Origin of the sequence: Thermatribacter velox (assembly GCF_038396615.1) — a bacterium.
GTDB classification, from domain to species: Bacteria; Atribacterota; Atribacteria; order Atribacterales; family Thermatribacteraceae; genus Thermatribacter; species Thermatribacter velox.
This window is the reverse complement of the sequence record NZ_CP121689.1, coordinates 615,720-632,836: the sequence shown is the minus strand read 5'-3', so window position 1 is coordinate 632,836 and position 17,117 is coordinate 615,720. Positions and strand designations below refer to the sequence as shown.

The following is a 17,117-nucleotide window of genomic DNA, read 5'->3' as shown; positions in this document are numbered from 1 at the left end:
TCTATCTTCTCAAGAAAAGCGTGAAAATAAGGGTAAGAAGCACACTGATAATGATACAGGTAGTCAGAGGGAAATAAAAAACAAAATTGCCCCGGTGCACCACAATATCACCAGGCAAACGGCCGAGGCGGTTTATACCCGGGATTTTGGGAAGAAGAAAGAACAACAAGCCAATAACGATAAAAATAATCCCTAAGGTCAGGAAGAACTTGGCCCAGTAAGAGATTTCCATATCCTTCGTTTCACTCCTTCCCATTTGCTAAAAATGCATCCGCAATAATTCTGTCGATAAAGACCCAGTTCTCTGGATATTTTAACACTTTCTGTAAATCCCGAGCGGAAATTCTTTTTTAGAAAAACCACCCGCTCTCTTTTCTCTACCTTTTCTCCAACCTTAAAAATGTTTTCGAGATCCTGATAGGGACTTATGGTGAGGGTTGTTGTAAAAAAAGGATATCCCTGTTCTCTCGCCCACCGCGCTGTACGACTAAGACGCATCTCGTAGCAACGAACACAGCGCTCTTCTGGTTCTTTGATCCACTCAAAAAACTCCAACGGGTTGTATGCAAAAGGTGTTTCTACTTTCAATCCCTTATACCGCGCATACTCCACAAAAGACTCATACCTTTTTACATATTCGTCAAAAGGGTGAATGTTCGGATTATAAAAAAAGAGAACAACCTCAAAGCCCTCTTTCATAAGAGCATTCGCTACATGGGTGGCACAAGGACCGCAACAGGTGTGCAGAAGAACCGTATTATCCATTTTGGTCAAACCTCTGCAGATATTGTTCTCCTTGTGAAGTAAGCACCCTACCCCGAGCTGTGCGCGCCAGAAAACCAAGTTTAATCAGGTAGGGTTCATAAAAATTTTCTAACGTCAAAACATCCTCGTTCATTGCAGTAGCCAGGCTATTTAAGCCCGTTGGACCACCTCCAAACTTCTCTTTAAGCACTCGGAGCAAATTTCTATCCGCCCAACTCAAACCCAATTCATCCACATCCAGAGCCCGAAAAACTTTTCTCACGAAGGATCCATCTATTTCTTTTTTCCGGTAGTAATCGGCAAAATCTCGTACCCTACGCAACAGGCGCTTAGCGATTCTCGGTGTGCCACGAGAACGACTGGCTATTTCAGCAACTGCTTCTTCTCGAAGATTCATTCCAAACTGGGTAGCAGTGTTTTTGATAATTTCTTGCAGTTCAGATTGACTGTAAAAATCCAGCTTTTCAGTAATGCCAAAACGATTGCGCAAGGGAGCACTTACCAGGCTAAGCCTGGTGGTTGCTCCAACCAGAGTAAAAGGTGGCAAACTAAGCCTTATGCTTCTCGTTCCAGGCCCTTTGCCCACCAGAACATCGATTGCAAAATCTTCCATGGCAGTATAAAGAACTTCTTCGCAAGGCCGAGGAAGCCGGTGTATTTCATCTATAAAGACGACATCTCCCTCGCCTATAGAAGTAAGAACCGAGGCAATATCTCCGGCACGAGAAAAGGTGGGTCCAGAAAAACAACGTATTTCCCGACCAAGCTCTTCAGCAATAATGAAAGCCAGAGTGGTTTTCCCCAAACCAGGGGGCCCATAAAACAAAACGTGATCTAAAGGCTCCTTGCGCAACAGGGAAGCACTTATGAACACCTTTAGATTTCGCTTCAGTCTTTCCTGCCCCACAAACTCATCAAGCGAGCGAGGCCTGAGGGCAAAATCATCTCTTTCTCTTTTTAAAATCTCTTTAAGAAAGCGTCCACCTGCAATTTCTGACATTATCCCTGACCACCCAAAAACCGGAGAGCTTCTTTCACCAGTTCTTCAGTAGTAAGACCGCCACCAGTTTTTACAAGTAGCTGGTCCAAAACCTCTTTAACTTCGCCGGAAGAATAACCAAGAGCTGCCAGGGCTTCTCGAGCTTCCAGATAAGAAGGAAGCATACTACTGCTCCCTTCTCCAAGGCAAAGCCCTGCCTCAACAAAACGAGGTTTTAATTCCAGAATAAGCCTACTTACCGTCGTGGAAGCCAAATTAGTTCTTGCTTCAAGTTCAGAGCGATTTTCTTCAAGAACCAACCTTACTAAGTCTTTCCAACATACCCTGGAAAGCAGTTTAAAGGCCTTGCGATGGTTGATACCTCGAAGAGTACAGAGTAAATCGAAACAAAGTCGTTCTTTTCTATCTAAAAACCCATAAAAAATAAAAACGCCGTTTTCCTTCATAAAGGAACGAATGTAAAGAAGGACCTCTGCACCTGTTTGCAAAGAAGCCGAAAAAGGAGTAATGTTAATCTCCAGAGCAAAACACCCTACTTCGACAATCCAACTCAAGGGATTGCGCTCCACCAGTTTTCCTCTTATGTATTCAAACATTGCTACTCCCTAACAGTAACCTAAAACCATGACATACACACAAAGCCAGGGCATCAGCAGCATCATCAGGAGTTATCTCTTCGCTAATGCCCAAAATTTGACGAACCATATAGATGACCTGCTGCTTGGAAGCTCTGCCATAACCAACCACTGCTTGTTTAACCTCAAGAGGTGTGTATTCAAAGACAGGAACACCAATCAAAGCTGCACAGAGAAGCACAACACCTCGCGCTTCACCAACTGAGAGAGCAGTCTTCACGTTGCGATTAAAAAAAAGTTCTTCCACAACCATTTGGTGCGGAGAAAAAACCTGGATAAAGTGGTTTACTGCTTCAAATATCTCCCGCAAACGCAAAGCAGCAGAAAGGCTCTTGCTGGTAGTAATTACATCATAAAAAAGGGGCTTAAAACTTTTGGTTTTGATTTCAAAAGCGACCACCCCAACTCCTGTGGTCGCAGTACCAGGATCAACGCCTAAAAAAATCAACTCATCGGGAAACATTAATTCACTTGACTTAGTCCTTTAAAGATTCGAGAACTTCATCAGCGATATCAAAGTTGGCGTAAACTTCCTGCACATCGTCATGATCTTCAAGAGCTTCAATAAGATTTAACAACTGCTGCGCTTGCTTGCCTTCCAGCGAAACGGTAGTTTTTGGAATCATGGTAATTTGGGCAACGACGTATTCCAGACCAGTCTGGTCAAAAGCTTCCTTAACCTTTTCAAAATCATCTGGAGCAGTCAGCACATCCAGGGTGGTTTCCGTAGTCCTGACATCTTCTGCTCCAGCCTCGATGGCAACCGTCATTACTTCATCTTCATCAACCTTACCTTTTTCAAAACTTAACAAGCCTTTCCTTTCAAAGATCCAGGATACACAACCCGTCTCGCCAAGACTACCACCGTGTTTGCTAAATATGTGACGTATTTCCGCCGTGGTGCGATTGCGGTTATCAGTCGTAGCTTCAACCATAACCGCAACGCCACCAGGACCATAGCCTTCATAGGTCACTTCTTCGTAAGAAACCCCTTCCAGTTCACCCGTGCCCTTTTTGATTGCTCGCTCGATATTTTCCTGAGGCATGTTCATTTCCCGTGCCTTCTGAATAACCAGCCTCAAGCGCGGGTTATTCTCGGGATTTCCTCCTCCCTGACGAGCCGCAACGGTAATGAGTCGAATAAGCTTGCTGAAAGCCTTGCCCTTAGCAAGATCGGTTTTAGCTTTTTTATGTTTAATTTGTGCCCACTTTGAATGTCCAGACATGCTTCCGACACCCCTTAATCAGAATTCGCTGGTTTATTGTAGCACATTTTTTGTAAACACTGAAAGCCAATTCATGGGGACAAATACTTACTCAATGTAACGGAATTCCCAAGCTTTCTACCCATCTCCACTTCTACTCAAGATACAAAAAAAGACCTGAGATTTCCTCTCAGGTCTTTCCTGGCTTTTTAATCCCGGCAGCGTCCTACTTTCCCACCCCGTTGCCAGGGCAGTATCATCGGCGCTGGAGGGCTTAGCTTCCGGGTTCGGAATGGGACCGGGCGTTTCCCCTCCGCCATGGCCACCGGGAAATCTGGTGTTTTTGCATCTATCAATAAGGCTCTGTAATACTTCCCGTTTTCTCAATGAAGCCTTTGCGGTCAAGCCCTCGACCGATTAGTACCCCTCGGCTCAAGGTGTTACCACCCTTACACCTGGGGCCTATCAACCGGGTCATCTTCCCGGGGTCTTACCTGGTTAACCCAGTGGGATACCTTATCTTGGGGTGGGCTTCGCGCTTAGATGCTTTCAGCGCTTATCCCATCCGGACACGGCTACCCAGCACTGCCCCTGGCAGGACAACTGGAACACCGGAGGTCCGTCCATCCCGGTCCTCTCGTACTAGGGACAGCTCCCCTCAAGTATCCTGCGCCCGCGACAGATAGGGACCGAACTGTCTCACGACGTTCTAAACCCAGCTCGCGTACCGCTTTAATGGGCGAACAGCCCAACCCTTGGGACCTGCTCCAGCCCCAGGATGCGACGAGCCGACATCGAGGTGCCGATCCTCCCCGTCGATATGGACTCTTGGGGGAGACCAGCCTGTTATCCCCGGAGTACCTTTTATCCGATGAGCGATGGCCCTTCCACACGGAACCACCGGATCACTAGGCCCGACTTTCGTCTCTGCTCGAGGTGTCCCTCTCGCAGTCAGGCTCCCTTATGCCCTTACACTCATAGCACGATTTCCAAACGTGCCGAGGGAACCTTAGGGCGCCTCCGTTACCTTTTAGGAGGCGACCGCCCCAGTCAAACTGCCCGCCTGACACTGTCCCTCGCAAGGATGCACTTGCGCAGGTTAGAATCTGGATATATCAAGGGTGGTATCTCAAGGGCGGCTCCATGAGGGCTGGCGCCCCCACTTCTCAGCCTCCCACCTATCCTGCACAGGACATACCCGGATTCAATGTCAGGTTGCAGTAAAGGTTCACGGGGTCTTTCCGTCTTGTCGCGGGTAGCAAGCATCTGCACTTGCATTGAAACTTCGCCGAGCCCCCCGTTGAGACAGCGCTCCAGTCGTTACGCCATTCATGCGGGTCGGAACTTACCCGACAAGGAATTTCGCTACCTTAGGACCGTTATAGTTACGGCCGCCGTTTGCTGGGGCTTCAGTTTGGAGCTTCGCCTGGAAGAAATTCCAGGCTAACCCCTCCCCTTAACCTTCCAGCACTGGGCAGGCGTCAGACCCTATACATCGCCTTACGGCTTAGCAGAGTCCTGTGTTTTTAGTAAACAGTCGCCAGAGCCACTTTCCTGCGACCCTCTCGAGCTCGGAGAGCAAGTCTCCTCACTCTAACAGGGCACCCCTTCTCCCGAAGTTACGGGGCTAAATTGCCGAGTTCCTTAACGGGGGATCACTCGCGCGCCTTAGAATACTCATCCTGCCTACCTGTGTCGGTTTGCGGTACGGATACCTCTTTCCTGGCTAGGGGCTTTTCTTGGCAGCATGGGATCAGCCAGTTCGCTCCCGTAGGAGCTCCCCATCACCTCTCGGCGTTTACGAGGGCAGGGATTTGCCTCCGCCCTCCGCCTACCGGCTTGGACAGCCTATTCCTCCAGGCTGATGGCCTACCCTTCTGCGTCCCCCCATCGCTCATAGCGGAAAGAGGTAGCGCCGGAATATCAACCGGCTGCCCATCACCTACGCCTTTCGGCCTCGGCTTAGGATCCGGCTAACCCTGAGAGGACGAACCTTGCTCAGGAAACCTTAGGCTTACGGCGAGAGGGATTCTCACCCTCTTTATCGCTACTCATGCCGGCATTCTCACTTGGGGTACCTCCACGAGTCCTCACGGTCTCGCTTCAACGGCCTACCCAACGCTCCCCTACCAACCAGAGAAGCCATAGCTCCTCTGATTCCGCAGCTTCGGCAGCAGGCTTGAGCCCCGAGAATTTTTCGGCGCAGCGCCGCTAGACCAGTAAGCTGTTACGCACTTTTTAAAGGATGGCTGCTTCTAAGCCAACCTCCTGGCTGTCTCAGCAGCACCACTTCCTTTACCACTTAGCCTGCATTTAGGGGCCTTAGCTGGCGGTCTGGGCTGTTCCCCTCTCGACCACGAAGCTTATCCCCCGCGGTCTGACTCCCCGGCTTTGAGGAGAGGTATTCGGAGTTTGGTTGGGTTTGGTAGGCGGGTAAGCCCCCTAGCCCATCCAGTGCTCTACCCCCTCTCCTGACCACCGGAGGCTAGCCCTAAAGCTATTTCGGGGAGAACCAGCTATCTCCAGGTTTGATTGGCCTTTCACCCCTACCCACAGCTCATCCGAGCAGTTTTCAACCTACACCGGTTCGGGCCTCCACGAGGTTTTATCCTCGCTTCACCCTGGCCATGGGTAGATCACCTGGCTTCGGGTCTACGGCAACTGACTCAGCGCCCTGTTCGGACTCGGTTTCCCTGCGGCTCCGCACCAGAGGTGCTTAACCTATGCCAGTTACCGTAACTCGCCGGCTCATTCTCCAAAAGGCACGCAGTCAGGCTGGAAGAAACTAAGTTTCTCCCATAGCCCTTCCACGTATTGTAGGCACATGGTTTCAGGTTCTATTTCACTCCCCTCCCGGGGTTCTTTTCACCTTTCCCTCACGGTACTGGTTCACTATCGGTCGCCAGGGAGTATTTAGCCTTAGGAGGTGGTCCTCCCAGATTCCCACGGAATTCCTCGTGGACCGTGGTACTTGGGAACATAAGGCAGAGAGAAAGGTCTCTTTTCGCCTACGGGGCTATCACCCTCTATGGCGAGGCATTCCAGTCCTCTTCGGCTAAGAGCCTTTTTGGTAACTCTCCGGCCTTGCCCTGGCTTGGCCCCCTTATGTCCCGCTACCCTCAGAGGGCAACGCCCAGGGGCTTTGACACCCTCTGAGTTTGGGCTGTTCCCCGTTCGCTCGCCGCTACTTGGGGAATCGCATTTTGCTTTCTTTTCCTCGGGGTACTGAGATGTTTCAGTTCCCCCGGTTCGCCTCCTCTCCTTGAAGAGAGGATACTGGAGGTTTGCTCCAGTGGGTTGCCCCATTCGGGAATCCCCGGATCAACGCTTGCTTACAGCTACCCGGGGCTTATCGCAGTTAGCCACGCCCTTCATCGCCTCCTGGCGCCAAGGCATCCACCACGTGCCCTTTCTTAACTTGACCGCAAACCTTTGCGCTTCTACGCAAGAAGAAGTATTACAGAGCCTTATTTACTTTTCAAGGTGCGAATGGATCGCTCTCCTGGTGGAGATGACGGGACTTGAACCCGCGCCCTCCTCGTTGCGAACGAGGCGCTCTCCCGGCTGAGCTACATCCCCTAAAATCTTTCAACATGGTGGGCCTATCTGGATTTGAACCAGAGACCTCACGCTTATCAGGCGTGCGCTCTAACCAACTGAGCTATAGGCCCGAGAAGAAAATATTCCGCCTACTTCCCCTTTATACTCCTTAGAAAGGAGGTGATCCAGCCGCAGGTTCCCCTACGGCTACCTTGTTACGACTTCACCCCAATCATCAACCCCACCTTAGGCGCCTGCCTCCCCTTGCGGGGTTAGCCCAGCGACTTCAGGTGGAATTGACTTTCGTGGTGTGACGGGCGGTGTGTACAAGGCCCGGGAACGTATTCACCGCGCCGTGGCTGATGCGCGATTACTAGCGATTCCGCGTTCATGCAGGCGAGTTGCAGCCTGCAATCCCAACTGGGGCCGGTTTTTTGGGATTAGCTCCCCCTCGCAGGTTCGCAACCCTTTGTACCGGCCATTGTAGCACGTGTGTAGCCCAGGGCATAAAGGCCATGAGGATTTGACGTCATCCCCACCTTCCTCCGGCTTGTCGCCGGCAGTCCCCTTAGAGTGCCCGGCTTACCCGGTAGCAACTAAGGGCAAGGGTTGCGCTCGTTGCGGGACTTAACCCAACATCTCACGACACGAGCTGACGACAACCATGCAGCACCTGTGCTGGCTCCTCCACCGAAGTGGAGGTCGTTACCCTTTCGGGCTCCTACCACCAGCATGTCAAGCCCTGGTAAGGTTCCTCGCGTTGCATCGAATTAAACCACATGCTCCACCGCTTGTGCGGGCCCCCGTCAATTCCTTTGAGTTTCAACCTTGCGGCCGTACTCCCCAGGCGGGGTACTTAATGCGTTAGCTTCGGCACGGAAGGGGTCGAACCTCCCACACCTAGTACCCATCGTTTACGGCCAGGACTACCCGGGTATCTAATCCGGTTTGCTCCCCTGGCTTTCGCTCCTCAGCGTCAGGGACAGGCCAGAGAGCCGCCTTCGCCACTGGTGTTCCTCCCGATATCTACGCATTTCACCGCTACACCGGGAATTCCACTCTCCTCTCCTGCCCTCAAGCTTCCCAGTTTCCCACGACCCTCCCCAGTTGAGCCGGGGGCTTTCACGTGAGACTTGAGAAGCCGCCTACGAGCTCTTTACGCCCAGTAAATCCGGACAACGCTCGCTCCTTACGTATTACCGCGGCTGCTGGCACGTAATTAGCCGGAACTTTCTCCTGGGGTACCGTCAGCACAGGAAGCTATTCACCTCCTGTGTTTTCTTCCCCCAGAACAGGGGTTTACGACCCGAAGGCCTTCGTCCCCCACGCGGCGTCGCTGGGTCAGGCTTGCGCCCATTGCCCAAGATTCCTCACTGCTGCCTCCCGTAGGAGTCTGGGCCGTGTCTCAGTCCCAGTGTGGCCGGACACCCTCTCAGGCCGGCTACCCGTCGTCGCCTTGGTAGGCCATTACCCCACCAACTAGCTGATGGGCCGCGAGCCCCTCTCCAGGCGCCAGCTTGCAGAGCAGAGGCCAGCTTTCCTCAATACCCCTGCGGGTACTGAGTGTATGGGGTATTAGCCACCCTTTCGAGTGGTTATCCCCCTCCTGAAGGCAGGTTACTCACGTGTTACTCACCCGTTCGCCACTCAGCCTTTCCTCCTTTCATAAGAAAGGAAGAAAGCTGCGTACGACTTGCATGTGTTAGGCGCGCCGCCAGCGTTCGTCCTGAGCCAGGATCAAACCCTCCATGACAAATCTATGCCTTCTCCTCGCAAAGGAGGAGAAGAGATTCTCACTGAGAGAGTTTAACCTTGGCTGATTGGTTTCTCATACTCAAGGAAGTAGGCGGAATATTCACTTTTCAAGGTGCGCTTCACTTTTTGCCCCTGAAGGGCAAGAGATAATTTAACACAGGAGTTGGAGGTTGTCAACACGAAAAACCTAAATTTGTTAAAAATTATTGCAGTTAATGCTCTTCAACCCAGAGGGGAAAGGGTGCAAGTCCTTCCCTGAGAACTAATCCCTGATAAGGATTAAAAGCTTCATAACCAACTTCTACCAGATAAAGTCCCTGCGGAGGCATGCAGAATCGGTGATAAACCCTCGAAGGTTTATTAAGCATCTCCTGCAAAGCGGCTAAGCTTTTTTCGCCTGTTCCTACTCTCCAAATTTCACCTACCATAATCCTGACCATTTTATAAAGAAAACCATCTCCTACCACGTCAAAACGAAGCAGGCCTTTGCTTTTTTCTTCTACCTTGAAGGAAAAAATGGTTCGCCAACAAAAATAGTCATCACCGCCAGCCGCCGAAAAAGAAGTGAAATCATGATAGCCAACCAGTAAGTTCGCTGCTTCCTGTAACAGTGCTAAATCAAAAACCCTCTTTCTCACACAAAAAACAAAGTCATTCCAAAAGGGAGGAACGCTGTGCACCAAAGCAAGGAGATACACATAGTGCTTATACTTAACTCCGCGGCGGGGGTGGAAATCTTGAGGAGCTTCCAGCAAATTACGAATTCTTATTTCTTGGGGCAAACAAGCGTTAAGAGCCCTTTTAAGAACACTAAGCGATAATTGTGATGACACAGAAAAAGCCACAACCTGGCCTACAGCATGCACACCTGCATCCGTGCGGCTTGAGGCTTCAATTGTAACCCTATCGCCAGTAATTCTGGAAAGCGTTCTTTCCAGAATTTCCTGAAACGTGGAACCCGTGTTCTTCTGGCGTTGCCAGCCGTTATAACCCGTACCTTTATATTCAACTACACAAACTACTCTACGCATAGCCAAAACAGCTTTACCAAAAATAAGAACCCGCCGTAACCACAGTAAAAAGACTCAATGAAGTAACCAAAAACAAATAATCGTAGAAGACCATTTTCAAAACTCGCAAGCGCGTTCTGCCCTCTCCCCCCCTATAACAGCGAGACTCCATAGCAATAGCCAGCTCATCAGCTCTTTTAAAAGAATTGATAAACAAAGGCACCAGAAGAGGTATAAGGTTTTTAGCGCGCTGTATAAAATTACCCGATTCAAAATCCATACCTCGTGCTTTCTGAGCCTTCATAATGCGATCTGCTTCTTCAAGTAAAGTTGGAATGAAGCGCATGGCAATAGTCATCATCATGGCCAGTTCATGAGCCGGGAACCCCCACCGCTTAAAAGGAGAAAGGAGATATTCTATCCCATCCGTCAACTCTACTGGAGAAGTAGTCAAAGTCAAAAGAGAAGTAATCATGATAAGCAAACATAATCTCACCACAATAAAAATACCCCTCTGTAATCCTGTCATGGATATATGAATAAAACCATGCTCATAAACATACTCACCAGGAGTGAAGAAAACATGTAATATCAGGGTCAGCACCAGTAAAAATAAGATGGGCCTCAAACTGCGAAGTAAATACCCGAAGGGAACACGTGCCAGCACAACCAAAAAACTAACCATCACACCGATTAGCAAAAAAGCAAGCCAACCTTTGATTAAAAAGAGTTCAACAATGGCCACACCTGCAAAGATGATTTTTGTCCGTGGGTCAAGCCGATGTAGAGGAGAATCAACCGGTATGTACTGTCCCACTACCAAGCTTTTACCAAACATTTCTTTTCTCCAAAACTTCTTTTAAAATAGCCTCAGCAAGCTCCTGAGGAGTTAACAGAGAAGGCTCAATATTGAAACCTCTCTCCCGAAGCATAAAGGCTGTTTGAACAGTTATTGGTGGTTTGATGCCGTATTGTTCGAGGGAAAACTGAGTAAACACCTCGCGAGGAGCACCATCAATTACTATCTGTCCATCATGCATGACCAGGATGCGTTCACAAACAATGACTAAATCTTCCATACTATGGGAAACCAAAACCAAGGTTAACCCTTCTTTCTCGCGAAGCTCCTTCAGCTTCAAAAGAATACTTTTCTTCCCCTGGGGGTCCAGACCAGCAGTGGGTTCATCCAGAACCAAAACTTCAGGACGCATTGACAATATACTGGCAATTGCTACTCTGCGCATTTGACCTCCACTTAGCTCAAACGGAGTGCGATCTTTTACCTCTTCGTAATCAAGCCCTACCATAGCAATAGCCCAACGGACAGTTTCTTCAAGAGCCTCTCCAGTAACACCCATATTCCTGGGACCAAAAGCCACCTCTTTAAAAACGGTTTCTTCGAACATTTGATGCTCAGGATACTGAAAAACCAGACCCACTTTTTTCCGGATTTCTTTAAGATTCACTCCCCTGGTTTTGGTATTGGTACCATCAACCCAAACTTCGCCCTGTTGGGGCAACAAAAGAGCGTTAAAATGCTGCACCAGAGTAGACTTGCCACATCCCGTTCTACCCACTATACCTATGCTTTCACCCCGGTTAATAACCAGATTAATGTCTCGAAGTACTCTGGTTTCAAAAGGCGTATCCGGAAAATAAGTAAAATAGACGTGCTCTAAACGAATGAACATAGTTCATCTACCAGTTCTTCTTTTTTAAGTGGAATTTTTTTAAAGAGTCGAGGCACTTTCTGCTTTATAAGCAACGCAGTTTCAGTAATCTGGGGGGCTTCCAAACCCCACTTCCTGAGATTTGCAATTTGGGCAAAAACTTCACGCGGGGTCCCCGAAGCAACAATGGTACCCTCATCCATAACCAAAACTCTGTCCGCTTCTACGGCTTCTTCCACATAATGAGTGATGTGAAAAATTGTGAACGAATGTTTGAGTTTTAAAAGCAAATTTAAAAGATCCTCTCTGGCTTCGGGATCCAGCATAGAAGTAGCCTCGTCAAGCACCAAATATCGGGGAGACATCGCCAGAACACCTGCAATTGCCACTTTTTGCTTCTGTCCGCCAGAAAGAAGATGAGGCTCTCTTTTCTTAAAATCCGACATGCCAACCATCTCTAAGGCTTCATCCACTCTTTTGCGTATTTCATGAGGCGGTAAACCCAGGTTTTCTGGCCCAAAAGCAACGTCTTCTTCAACCGTAGTAGCAATAAGCTGGTTGTCAGGATTCTGAAAGACCAGACCTACTTTTTGTCTGACTTCCCAAATAAGCTCTGTATCTTTAGTATTAATCCCTTCCACCAAAACATCTCCACGCTTGGGAATCAAGAGACCGTTGCAGTGTCTGGCAAGAGTCGATTTTCCAGAACCATTCCTCCCCAGAAGCACTACAAATTCTCCATCCTTGATGGTCAGGTTCACATCCTTTAAAACTTCTCGAACGTTGTCAAAAACCTGGTCTTCTTCAGCGTACCAGAAACTTACTTCGCGAAACTCTATCATGGCTACTGTCCATAAAAAAAGGCCAGCTCCTGCTGGCCTTCAAAGATGTGATACGCAAGGCTCTATTCACTGATGATCTCCACGACAGCCAGAGGAGCACCGTCTCCTCTTCGAAAGCCAGCCTTGATAACCCGGCAATAACCACCTTTCCTATCTCTCATTCTGGGAACAATACTCCGCATAAGCAGTTTAAAGGCTTCTTTGTCTCGAACCCAGGATACTACCTGTCTCATGGAAGCATTGTCACCCTTGATAGCCAGAGAAACTACTCGTTCAAAATACCTCTTTAAAACTTTGCCTTTCCTTTCGGTAGTTTCGATTTTCCCAGACTTAATCAGAGAAACAATCATATTCGCCAGCATACTTTCTTTATGCGAGGTGGTTCTGCCAAGTTTTTCAGTTCTTTTCCTATGCCTCATTCTCCAACACCTCTTTTCTCAGTGTTGCCCGAAGAAAGAAACCGCTGCTGTACTTTCTCAAGGATTTCCTCATAAGTTTTCTGGCCCAAGTTCTTAATCTTTTTCAAATCTTCAGGTCGATTGCGAACAACATCCAAGAGTTCTCTCAGAGTATTTATCTTGGCCCTCTTGAGACAATTAATGGCTCGAACTGACAAATCAAGGTCTTCAATCGGAATTTCTTCTTCAACCTCTTCTGAAGTTTCCTCAGGAGTATCTGCTTTGACTCCCGTCTCGCCAATTCTCTCTCTCAAAAGTTCTAAAAGGTAAGCAAAATTATCTCTCAAAAGCTCGAGAGCTTTTTCCATAGCTTCCTGGGGAGTAATGGCTCCATTGGTCCAAACTTCCACCACCAATTTGTCGTAGTTAGTAAACTGCCCAACTCGTGTGTCCAATACCTGATAGTTTACTTTTCTTACTGGTGTAAAAATAGAATCGACCGGGATAATATCCAGTTCTCGGTATCTGGTCTCGTCTGCTTCCTGGTACCCCTTACCACGAGCAACATAAATCCTGGCTGCCAGATGACCCTCTTCGTTAATTTCAGCGATGTAATGATCAGGATTAATTATTTCCACATTACTATTTTTTTGTATATCAGCACCAGTAACCACTTTTACGCGGCCCGGTTCACCCTTAACATCAAGGTATAGAATCTCCTGGTCAGAATGGCTCTTCAGCACTAAACCTTTGAGATTCAAAACAATGTCTGAAACGTCTTCCCGTACCCCAGGAAGAACAGAGAATTCGTGCATAACTCCTTCTATCTGCACAGCCGTTACTGCGCTTCCCTCTATGGAAGAGAGAAGAACTCTGCGTAAAGCATTACCAATGGTGATACCCCACCCAGCCTCAAGGGGTTCAATTAAAAATTTACCATACAAATTGGGAGGCCGGATGTCTTCTCTAACTTCCACAATTTCACACTTCATTAGCTCCTTCAAGTCATACATTTACCAACACCTCAAAACTATTTGGAATAAAACTCTACTATCAACTGCTCTTGCACGGGGTATTCGATATCTTCCCTATTTGGTTCTCGTAAAATGGTGGCCTTAAGGTTGGCCATATCCACGTCCATCCATTGAGGAGGAGTAATGCCCATTTCTCTATCGAGTGCAGATTTTATTCTCTCGTTGTTTCTTCCTCTTGGAGAAACTTCCACCACATCACCTTTTTCCACCAAGTAAGAAGGTATATTAACTTTTCTGCCGTTAACCAAAAAGTGGCCATGCAAAACCATTTGCCGAGCTTCGGAACGAGAACTGGCTAAACCCATTCTAAACACTACATTATCAAGCCTTCTCTCCAGCAAACTCAGAAGATTTTCACCGGTTACTCCCGGCATCTTGGAAGCCCTGGCAAAATAGCCCTTGAACTGGGTTTCAGAAATCCCATAAATGAAACGCACTTTTTGCTTTTCCCTTAACTGAACTCCATAACCAGAAAGTCTTCTCCGAGCACCTTTGTGGACACCAGGAGGGAATGGTCTTTTTTCAAAGGCACATTTGTCGGTATAACAACGTTCTCCCTTCAGAAAAAGCTTCATACCCTGCCTTCTGCACAGCCTGCACTTGGAACCTGTATATCGAGACATGTTTATCAAAACCTCCTACTACACTCTTCTTTGTTTGGGAGGTCGGCATCCATTGTGAGGAATAGGCGTCACGTCCTTAATGGAATTGATTACCAACCCCGCCGCTTGCAAAGCACGTATAGCAGTTTCACGGCCAGACCCCGGACCCTTAACGAGCACCTCAACCTCTCGCAGACCTTGATCCATAGCTTTTCGAGCTGCCTGCTCAGCAGCTAACTGTGCTGCAAAAGGAGTACCCTTTTTAGTCCCCTTAAACCCTACGGTACCGGCGCTGGCCCAAGCAATAACATTGCCCTCTTTATCGCTTATCGAAATAATTGTATTATTGAAGGTTGACTTTATATGGGCAATACCTTCCCTGATTAACCTTTTTTCTTTCTTTTTTCTCCGAGGTCTACGAGCCAATTTCAAACAACCTCCCTTATAGTTTACTTACCGCGCTTTACTCCCACTGTTCTACGAGGACCCTTTCTGGTTCGGGCGTTGGTTCTTGTTCTCTGTCCCCTAACAGGCATCCCACGACGATGCCGCAGTCCCCTATAGCACCCAATAGCCATAAGCCGTTTAATGTTCTGAGAAATCTGAGCTCTAAGTTCACCTTCAACAGGATACTTCTCAACTTCCTTTTGGATCCTACTAACCTCCTCATCGGTAAGGTCTTTGACCTTGATCTCAGGACTTACCCCCGCGTCATTTAGGATCTTTTTTGACAAACTCTTACCTATTCCAAATATGTAAGTCAAAGCTATATCAATTCTCTTATTAGCTGGTAAATCAACCCCTGCTATTCGGGCCATTTTCGCTGTACCTCCTAACCTTGACGCTGCTTATGCCTTGGATTAGAACACACCACCAGGACTCTGTTTTTTCGCCTGATTACTTTACACTTCTCACACCTTGGCTTTACAGATGAACGAACCTTCATTTTAATACCTCCCAACATCAATTGCAAGTTTTATCAAGCTAATTTACTTATTTATGACGATATACTATCCTTCCCCTTGTGGGGTCGTACTTGGAAATTTGTACAGTAACTTTATCCCCGGGAAGGATGCGAATATAATGCATGCGCATTTTCCCAGAAATATGGGCCAGAATCTTCCTACCGTTTTCAAGTTCCACCCGAAACATTGCATTCGGTAAAGGCTCAACAACCGTACCAACTACTTCAATGACATCGTCTTTGGACTTAGCCATTATCTCGCTTCATCCCCTCTCTTTATCACCGTCAAAACCTCCGGACCGTCTTTGGTTACCATAATTGTATGTTCGAAATGGGCCGATAAACCTCCGTCAAGAGTAACCACTGTCCATCCATCCTCAAGAACCCTCACTTTATAATCCTTCTCGTTAACCATGGGTTCAATGGCCAAAACCATACCTTCTTCGATAACCGGCCCTTCCTTTCTTTTGCCAAAATTAGGTATTTGGGGTTCCTCATGTAAAGCAGTACCCACACCGTGACCTACAAAATCACGAACCACCGAAAAGCCTGCTTTTTCGACCGTTTTTTGAATACTCCAGGAAATATCTCCAATCCTTTTGCCAGGCAGCGCATTGCTTATCCCCGCAAAAAGAGCCTTGCGGGCTATCTCAACTAATCTTAAAGCTCGTGGGTTACTGTTTCCCACCACAACACTAAACGCTGCATCCGTATAAAACCCTTCATATACCACTCCGATATCTATACTCACCAAATCTCCTTTTTCAATCACTCTTTCTCCGGGTATGCCATGCACAACCTGGTCGTTAATGGAAACACATATTGAGGCTGGGTATCCTCTATAACCCTTGAAAGCGGGCTGGGCTCCCCGTTCCCTAATGAGGTTCTCTGCCACTTCATCGAGAAAACGGGTTTTTATGCCTGGAGCAATCAAAGTACGAAGCTTTTCTATTACCGAAGCCAGTATTTGCCCACTTCTTTTTATCTTCTTAACATCTTCAGGCGAAGTTATCCTACTCATCTATTGTTTTTGTCTGATTTCCTCTAATAAGGATTTAACACTCTGGTAAACGGCCTCTATTCCGCCTCTGGAAACCACTTCTTTTAAAATCCCCTTAGAGCGGTAAAAATCAATCAAGGGTTGCGTTTGTTCCTCGTAAGTTTTAAGACGCTGAGCAATTACTTCTTCTTTGTCGTCTGGACGCTGAATCAGCCTTCCTCCACACACGTCACATACCTGGTCACGCTTGGGAGGCTTGGAAATCAAATTGTAAGGCGTCTGACACTTCTCACAGATTCTACGTGCAGAAAGTCTCCTAATAACTTCCTGGGGATCCACATTAAAGTATATAACAATGTCCAATGGAGAGCTGGCTTTTTCCAGGATTTTATCAAGTGCCTTTGCCTGAGCAAGAGTGCGTGGAAATCCGTCAAGTATAAAACCTCGTTTCACTTCATCTTGAAGTAACTTTTCCTCCATAATGCCAATTACTACTTCATCGGGAACCAAAAGGCCCGCCTTAACATACTCTTCTGCCTTTTTTCCCCAATCCGTTTGGTTTTTAATGGCCTCTCTTATAATATCTCCAGTAGCAATATGAACAAGACCAAAATCTCTCTCCACCATTTTTGCCTGTGTTCCTTTACCTGCCCCAGGAGGGCCCAAAAAGACAATTCTCATTCAAATTCCTCCTCTG

19 protein-coding genes, 2 tRNA genes and 3 rRNA genes are annotated in these 17,117 nt (G+C 47.8%); all 24 read right to left on the bottom strand.

Going from position 1 to position 17,117, the window contains the following annotated elements; genetic code table 11:
• Position 1 precedes the first annotated feature (1 nt).
• The 24 genes from QBE54_RS03115 to QBE54_RS03000 all read right to left on the bottom strand — a co-directional run bounded on the left by QBE54_RS03115 (position 2) and on the right by QBE54_RS03000 (position 17,101).
• Positions 2-232, bottom strand: coding sequence for a DUF2905 domain-containing protein (locus QBE54_RS03115; RefSeq protein ID WP_369018899.1), 231 nt, complete (start codon positions 230-232; stop codon positions 2-4).
• Positions 199-765 (bottom strand): epoxyqueuosine reductase QueH, encoded by a 567-nt coding sequence (locus tag QBE54_RS03110; RefSeq protein WP_369018898.1) that lies wholly within the window; start codon positions 763-765, stop codon positions 199-201. The genes QBE54_RS03115 and QBE54_RS03110 overlap by 34 nt, the downstream gene beginning before the upstream one ends.
• Complete coding sequence (gene ruvB / locus QBE54_RS03105) at positions 758-1,765, bottom strand: Holliday junction branch migration DNA helicase RuvB (protein WP_369018897.1); 1,008 nt, start codon at positions 1,763-1,765, stop codon at positions 758-760. The genes QBE54_RS03110 and ruvB overlap by 8 nt, the downstream gene beginning before the upstream one ends.
• Positions 1,765-2,361: a Holliday junction branch migration protein RuvA gene (ruvA, locus tag QBE54_RS03100; RefSeq protein WP_369018896.1), complete on the bottom strand. Its 597-nt coding sequence runs from the start codon at positions 2,359-2,361 to the stop codon at positions 1,765-1,767. The genes ruvB and ruvA overlap by 1 nt, the downstream gene beginning before the upstream one ends.
• A complete protein-coding gene (ruvC, locus tag QBE54_RS03095; RefSeq protein WP_369018895.1) occupies positions 2,354-2,848 on the bottom strand; it encodes a crossover junction endodeoxyribonuclease RuvC in 495 nt (164 codons plus the stop codon). The genes ruvA and ruvC overlap by 8 nt, the downstream gene beginning before the upstream one ends.
• 28 nt (positions 2,849-2,876) lie before the next feature.
• The gene (locus tag QBE54_RS03090; RefSeq protein ID WP_369018894.1) at positions 2,877-3,626 is read right to left on the bottom strand and encodes a YebC/PmpR family DNA-binding transcriptional regulator; all 750 of its coding nucleotides are present in this window, start codon (positions 3,624-3,626) and stop codon (positions 2,877-2,879) included.
• Between the two features lie 192 nt (positions 3,627-3,818).
• Positions 3,819-3,935, bottom strand: a 5S ribosomal RNA gene (gene rrf, locus QBE54_RS03085).
• Between the two features lie 67 nt (positions 3,936-4,002).
• A 23S ribosomal RNA gene (locus tag QBE54_RS03080) occupies positions 4,003-7,029 on the bottom strand.
• A gap of 79 nt (positions 7,030-7,108) precedes the next feature.
• Positions 7,109-7,184, bottom strand: a tRNA-Ala gene (locus QBE54_RS03075).
• A gap of 15 nt (positions 7,185-7,199) precedes the next feature.
• Positions 7,200-7,276: transfer RNA gene (locus QBE54_RS03070), tRNA-Ile, on the bottom strand.
• Between the two features lie 42 nt (positions 7,277-7,318).
• A 16S ribosomal RNA gene (locus tag QBE54_RS03065) occupies positions 7,319-8,898 on the bottom strand.
• The 16S, 23S and 5S rRNA genes sit together here with 2 tRNA genes alongside, the layout of an rRNA operon.
• 214 nt (positions 8,899-9,112) lie before the next feature.
• Positions 9,113-9,931: a tRNA pseudouridine(38-40) synthase TruA gene (gene truA, locus QBE54_RS03060; protein ID WP_369018893.1), complete on the bottom strand. Its 819-nt coding sequence runs from the start codon at positions 9,929-9,931 to the stop codon at positions 9,113-9,115.
• 13 nt (positions 9,932-9,944) lie between these two features.
• The gene (locus QBE54_RS03055; RefSeq protein ID WP_369018892.1) at positions 9,945-10,748 is read right to left on the bottom strand and encodes an energy-coupling factor transporter transmembrane protein EcfT; all 804 of its coding nucleotides are present in this window, start codon (positions 10,746-10,748) and stop codon (positions 9,945-9,947) included.
• Positions 10,738-11,601, bottom strand: coding sequence for an energy-coupling factor transporter ATPase (locus tag QBE54_RS03050; protein ID WP_369018891.1), 864 nt, complete (start codon positions 11,599-11,601; stop codon positions 10,738-10,740). The genes QBE54_RS03055 and QBE54_RS03050 overlap by 11 nt, the downstream gene beginning before the upstream one ends.
• Entirely contained in the window at positions 11,586-12,422 is an 837-nt protein-coding gene (locus tag QBE54_RS03045; RefSeq protein WP_369018890.1) for an energy-coupling factor transporter ATPase, read from the bottom strand. The genes QBE54_RS03050 and QBE54_RS03045 overlap by 16 nt, the downstream gene beginning before the upstream one ends.
• 62 nt (positions 12,423-12,484) lie before the next feature.
• Positions 12,485-12,841, bottom strand: coding sequence for a 50S ribosomal protein L17 (rplQ, locus tag QBE54_RS03040; RefSeq protein ID WP_369018889.1), 357 nt, complete (start codon positions 12,839-12,841; stop codon positions 12,485-12,487).
• Positions 12,838-13,833, bottom strand: coding sequence for a DNA-directed RNA polymerase subunit alpha (locus QBE54_RS03035; protein WP_369018888.1), 996 nt, complete (start codon positions 13,831-13,833; stop codon positions 12,838-12,840). Before QBE54_RS03035 ends, rplQ begins: the two co-directional genes overlap by 4 nt.
• 17 nt (positions 13,834-13,850) lie before the next feature.
• A complete protein-coding gene (rpsD, locus tag QBE54_RS03030; protein WP_369018887.1) occupies positions 13,851-14,477 on the bottom strand; it encodes a 30S ribosomal protein S4 in 627 nt (208 codons plus the stop codon).
• Between the two features lie 18 nt (positions 14,478-14,495).
• Positions 14,496-14,882 carry a 30S ribosomal protein S11 gene (gene rpsK / locus QBE54_RS03025; protein WP_369018886.1) on the bottom strand — a complete coding sequence of 129 codons (387 nt, stop codon included), beginning with the start codon at positions 14,880-14,882 and terminating at the stop codon, positions 14,496-14,498.
• Positions 14,883-14,905: 23 nt separating this feature from the next.
• Positions 14,906-15,274, bottom strand: a complete 369-nt coding sequence (gene rpsM, locus QBE54_RS03020; RefSeq protein ID WP_369018885.1) for a 30S ribosomal protein S13 — start codon at positions 15,272-15,274, stop codon at positions 14,906-14,908.
• Between the two features lie 14 nt (positions 15,275-15,288).
• The gene (rpmJ, locus tag QBE54_RS03015; RefSeq protein ID WP_369018884.1) at positions 15,289-15,402 is read right to left on the bottom strand and encodes a 50S ribosomal protein L36; all 114 of its coding nucleotides are present in this window, start codon (positions 15,400-15,402) and stop codon (positions 15,289-15,291) included.
• Positions 15,403-15,449: 47 nt separating this feature from the next.
• On the bottom strand, positions 15,450-15,674 hold the full coding sequence (gene infA / locus QBE54_RS03010) for a translation initiation factor IF-1 (protein ID WP_369018883.1): 225 nt from the start codon (positions 15,672-15,674) through the stop codon (positions 15,450-15,452).
• Positions 15,674-16,441, bottom strand: coding sequence for a type I methionyl aminopeptidase (map, locus tag QBE54_RS03005; protein WP_369018882.1), 768 nt, complete (start codon positions 16,439-16,441; stop codon positions 15,674-15,676). Before map ends, infA begins: the two co-directional genes overlap by 1 nt.
• Positions 16,442-17,101, bottom strand: a complete 660-nt coding sequence (locus QBE54_RS03000; protein ID WP_369018881.1) for an adenylate kinase — start codon at positions 17,099-17,101, stop codon at positions 16,442-16,444.
• Between the last annotated feature and the right edge of the window lie 16 nt (positions 17,102-17,117).